Below are 4,476 nucleotides of genomic sequence, written 5' to 3' on the forward strand. Positions count from 1 at the left end.
ATACTTCTTACCTAATTGAAGCACAGTACAAATTCCCCATCACCAACAACATCATGATTACTCCAGGAGCCTACGTGATTTTCAATCCTAATCACGATGATGACAATGATACGATTTGGGTTGGAGCGATTCGTACCACCTTTAGATTCTAGGGAAACATTCTAGGTGTTGCTATCAGCTATCAGCTGTCAGTTATCAGTAGATATTGTGTAGGGTGCGTTAGGGACCTGCTAGCCATCATTTTCACGGTCGTCAGGGTTGGGATAGCTTGTCCCGTAACGCACCACTAGCTCTAAAAGCCATGTTGCTTTAGTAACAACCCCGACTTCTTTTCGAGGTCGGGATTTTTATGCTTGGGTATTAATTAAAGTGCTAAAATTTACCCAAGATTCAGGTAATAGGTGCTCTCTATGAATGTTATTAAAATAGGGTCATTTCTATCACTGGGCATTATATTCGCACTAACCGGCAATGGGGTTAACGCCCTGCCTGGTCAGAGAACTGATCAAGTTGCTGCATGGATTAACGGTCACCCCACCCTACGGCCTGGTATTGGAGATGGCTTAGTAGTTCGCAAAAGTGATACAGCTGGGGAACGATTTACCTTTCAAGCCACGGTCTTGCCTCCTGGTACCATCTCTTATCCAAAAGACCGGAGTACAATTCGCAGTGAACGCATTGCTATCCATGACCAAGTGAATGGGGTAACCATCGAACGCCTGGAGGAATCCTTGCGGACTGTCTATGGTCCAGAGATTTATCGAGATTACAATAGCGCTCAGTTTGTATATACCTATCCTTCTCCAGAAATCTTAGAGTTATCACGGCGACAAAACCTACCGTTGTGGTCAGCTGAACAGGGTCAACTCTTGTTAGGAGAACAATACGGCTATTGGATAGAAATAACTCAAAATGATAGCGGTAGGGCTTTCATTGGGCAACTTACCGTTTTCTTGAAAGAGGATTTAGGCAAACTAGAAACAGAATTACGGGCACGGTAGGTGAGTATTAATAAGAAGGGAGTCGGGAGTCGGGAATCGGAACCCACCCCTAACCCCTCCCAGGAGGGGAACGGGAATCGGGAATCGGGAGTTTGGGAAGCATTATTACTATAAGAACCCCATCTTATATATAATTATTTGGCATTTCTTGATTCAGCAACATCCGATCTTTACCTATAACCGCATCAAGCTTAGGGGCGCGAGCAACACCTGTAGGCAAAAAGCGAACTATTAGCGATCGCGTCCGCTAGAGCGCCCTAGTTAGTAAGATATGGGATTAAGAACGATCATTTTTTGCTTGAGATCCGGAAATAACCCAGTACAACGGTTTATTTATAACTAGAACTTTCTGAAGTTGGATTAAATAATTCCCACAATCCAACAAACCCGACAAAAAAAGTATAAATGCCATAATTTATAGGATTTTTATCACAACTGTTAGCTTTAAAAGCAGCGATTACACCTTCAATAAAATGGGAGATTAGAGCAATACTTCCTAGGCACAATGCAGCATAGAGGTTACTTGGTAGAGAGCCATGGGTTAACTGTAAATAAATATACCAAATTTCTAGACCTAAAGCGCAAGTAATTAAAATAGTAGATGTTATTTTAATTAGATAAAATAATTGATTTTTCATTATTAACTGTAACTAAAAGTAGCTATAGTCTGGAGATCGGGAAATCGGGAATTCCCATCTCCCCACACTTCCCTGTAAAAAAAATACCAATTAAAGTAAGGTGGGCAAAGTTCCATTATCTAAAATACTCAAAACAACCAAACTGCTTTTGCCCACCCTACAAGCTCTAGTGCTGCTAAAAAAATTAGTACTAATAACGGCGTGGCACCAAGTTCAGCAAAACATCAGCAATAGCCTGGGAAATTGGTAAGCCAGGGCAAAGCTCAAGCCAGAAGAATTCTCCCACTGGATTCACCTCAAGAAATACATGGCGACCATCGGGAGTTAGAATAATATCAATCGCGCCATAGTTCAACCCAAAGTAATCCATTAGCTTCAGCAACTTTTCTTCCAGATCCTGGGGCAGCTGATAGGGCTGCCAAGCGTTTAGGGAATCAACGCCCCGTCGCCGCCAGTCATAACGAGCACCTGGAAACTGTTGAGAGTCTATCGAAGCAGTGAACACTTGCTTTCCGACAATTTTCGTTCGTAACTCTAGTGCCTTAGGCAGATGTTCCTGAAAGGTCATTGGACAGAACCTTAGTCCATCCAAGTTGTCCAAATCCTCCGGTTTGACCGGATTGGTAAACACTACCTGCTCCTGTCCCTGCTGATCATAGATGGCAAAGGATGAAAGCATCTTGGTGATTATACCTGACTCACATTCTTTGGCAAATTCCACCACTGCTGCGGGATTATTGGTGGTGAGGTTAAGAGGAGTATCTATCCCGAGTTCCCGTGCTACTTTTAGCTGTAACTGCTTATTTTTGGCTTGCTCAACCACAGGGACCCGATCCAAGTGGAAGCCATCGATACTGGCAATCATACCTTGGATAGTTACACGAGATTCTTGTACAGAGGCTTGCCGCATTTGCGGATCCATGGTGCTGGGAATTCTTGCCCCCATGGCAATGCGCCGATACCAAACTGCTGAGACCTCCTGCAAATCTAGCTTTTCTTCCTCAGACTTCAGGATTAGTCTTTCTGTATTCTTACCGTCTCTATTCTTACCGTAATAGACATCTAACTGGACTTCCGTGGGAAATCGGTCAGTATCAAACCGAAAGGCTTTCCCCCCTTTTTCTTCAATGGCTTTTACCACTAGGGGAATGCTTTGGTTGTCTTGGCTATGGGTAATAATTAAAACTGTCATTGTTAATAGGAATCGGGAATCGGGAATCGGGAATCGGGAATCGGGAGTAGGGAGTAGGGAGTAGGGAGTAGGGAGAATAAACTTGTTAAGTATCAATCAAAAAGTAAAAATAACAAATTATCAAAGTTAATTATTATGAATAATTAATACCCGAAAATCACAAAATATAGCAGAAGTCAGAAGTCAGAAGTCAGAAGTCAAACTCTTGCGCTTCTTGATGCAGTCGCTCATGGGGGAAACCCCCAAGACCGCGCTGCATCGCTTACTTAGGTTTGAGACTTTTGTCATGTCCTAACTGCTCTGGCGACTGCTATATTTGCATAAACACCTATTTTTTTAAAAAAAAATTTTATATAAAACATAAATAAATCATAGTTTATATTATTTTTTAATTTATAGGGTTGATTGCACTTATGCTGTACATTTTTTATTAAAAAAATCATTAATAATGAGAGATATTATTGCCTTAAAAATATCTTTATTTTTGCCTGTTGCCTGTTGCCTGTTGCCTGTTGCCTTAATTGGCAACCTCAGACAATAAGGCATCTGCGATCGCATCAGAAATGGGGTAACCTAAATCTCGCTCTAGCATGCCCCATTCGCCAGTGGGGTTAACTTCTAGGAAGACATACTCACCGTCTGGGGTGACAATCATATCAATAGCGCCATAGGTTAGTCCCAACCTTGCCATCAAAGCATTCAGGCCATGGGCAACCTGACTGGGCAATTGATCAGGTTCCCAAGCACAGTCCTCTGGTTTAGCAGACCGCCAATCCATTGTTGTTGCAGAATACCGAGAAGCATCGAGAGCCCCTACAAATAGATTTCCCGCCACGAATGTTATTCGCAACTCCCGCTGTTTAGGAATCTCCTCTTGGAAGACCATGGGGCTATAGCGCAACATTTCTGCCTCTTGGAGGTCTTCTTCTTTGACAACGCTGGTATATAGGAAAAAAGAAGAGGCTTCCATACTATAGGAAAGAGGAGTAAGCAACTTAGCCACCATCTTTGCTCCAACCTCAGCAAAAAAACCCCGCATCCGATCTGGATTATTCGTGACCAGAGTGCGGGGAACGAGCAGACCAACTTCATTGGCAATTCTGAGTTGACGTGGTTTGTTTTCTGCCTCTCGGATTCGTTCTAACCTATCTACCCAACGAGCATGGTTGAGATGATCTAAGAAACCATTAATGGTTGCTAATGATTCCCTAACGCAAGCGTCTTGGAATTGGGGAGCTAAGTCTGGACTGACTCGTGGATGCCAGAGTCGGCGCATCCAAACCCCCTGCACGTCTTCGGTTGTAATCGACTGTCCACTATAGTCTAACTGGTAACTAAGCCCCTCGCTACTGATCCCGGCTGCTAGTTGCACCTTACTGGGAAATTGATCCGTATCGAAGCGAAAGGGTTTAGCCCCTCTTTTTGATAGGGATTCCGCTACTCTATCAATAGTGAAGTAATCACCACTGTGGGTTATTAATAGAATTATATCACGAGATCGGTTCATATACGTTAATGGCATAAATGTTGAATTCCAAGAGTTATGTACCTAAAATTAGATACACTACACCTATAACACGCCAGATAGGTTCACGAGAACACCATCTTATCAAACCAATGTACATAGCTAATATTTTCACACATA

5 protein-coding genes are annotated in these 4,476 nt (G+C 42.8%); 2 read left to right on the plus strand and 3 right to left on the minus strand.

Annotation, left to right across the window (positions count from 1 at the left end; all coding sequences use genetic code 11):
- On the plus strand, nt 1-152 hold a 152-nt coding region (locus tag F6K20_RS25590; protein WP_287296513.1), incomplete at its 5' end, for a carbohydrate porin.
- A 258-nt stretch (nt 153-410) separates the two neighbouring features.
- Nucleotides 411-1,001, plus strand: coding sequence for a hypothetical protein (locus F6K20_RS25595; protein WP_287296510.1), 591 nt, complete (start codon nt 411-413; stop codon nt 999-1,001).
- Nucleotides 1,002-1,330: 329 nt separating this feature from the next.
- Here F6K20_RS25595 and F6K20_RS25600 read toward each other — a convergent pair whose 3' ends face one another.
- From F6K20_RS25600 to F6K20_RS25610, 3 genes are all read right to left on the minus strand, one after another.
- Complete coding sequence (locus tag F6K20_RS25600; protein WP_008184757.1) at nt 1,331-1,639, minus strand: hypothetical protein; 309 nt, start codon at nt 1,637-1,639, stop codon at nt 1,331-1,333.
- A gap of 190 nt (nt 1,640-1,829) precedes the next feature.
- Nucleotides 1,830-2,831, minus strand: coding sequence for an MvdD family ATP-grasp ribosomal peptide maturase (locus F6K20_RS25605; RefSeq protein WP_008184760.1), 1,002 nt, complete (start codon nt 2,829-2,831; stop codon nt 1,830-1,832).
- 517 nt (nt 2,832-3,348) lie between these two features.
- Entirely contained in the window at nt 3,349-4,338 is a 990-nt protein-coding gene (locus F6K20_RS25610; RefSeq protein WP_287296512.1) for an MvdC family ATP-grasp ribosomal peptide maturase, read from the minus strand.
- Nucleotides 4,339-4,476: the final 138 nt, after the last annotated feature.

The organism is Moorena sp. SIO2C4, assembly GCF_010672485.1.
Taxonomy (GTDB): Bacteria; Cyanobacteriota; Cyanobacteriia; order Cyanobacteriales; family Coleofasciculaceae; genus Moorena; species Moorena producens.

Excerpts from the sequence above, each read along its gene's own strand:
- F6K20_RS25595 (WP_287296510.1), top strand. The coding sequence starts at position 411 with ATGAATGTTATTAAAATAGGGTCATTTCTATCACTGGGCATTATATTC.
- F6K20_RS25600 (WP_008184757.1), bottom strand. The coding sequence starts at position 1,639 with ATGAAAAATCAATTATTTTATCTAATTAAAATAACATCTACTATTTTA.
- F6K20_RS25605 (WP_008184760.1), bottom strand. The coding sequence starts at position 2,831 with ATGACAGTTTTAATTATTACCCATAGCCAAGACAACCAAAGCATTCCC.
- F6K20_RS25610 (WP_287296512.1), bottom strand. The coding sequence starts at position 4,338 with ATGAACCGATCTCGTGATATAATTCTATTAATAACCCACAGTGGTGAT.